General features: G+C 67.6%; 1 pseudogene. It reads right to left on the bottom strand.

The features are described from left to right. Positions 1 to 278, bottom strand: a pseudogene (locus ACLBX8_RS32230) (MMPL family transporter); the annotation flags it as partial.

Below are 278 nucleotides of genomic sequence, written 5' to 3'. Positions count from 1 at the left end.
GATCGCGCCGACGATGATGCTGTTGTTGAGGCCGGCATCCTCCGACAGCGTCGCGAACTCCTCGTCCGCCACGGCCACCGTGCCGGTCAGGCGCATCCGCAGGCCGTTCTGGGCATCGGTCCCGAGATCCTTGGCGACGTTGCGGATCAGCTTGGTCGCCTGGTAGCCGGGCTCCAGGGCGTTGAAGTCGAGGACCGGCTGGATCACCACGAACTTCATCTTGTCGGTGACGCTGGTCCCACCCCCCGAGAGGAGCGCCTGCCAGGACAGGCGCGCCC

This window comes from Methylobacterium sp. D48H (assembly GCF_053345715.1).
The sequence above is the reverse complement of the archived record's forward strand: the minus strand, read 5'-3'. Positions and strand labels throughout refer to the sequence as shown.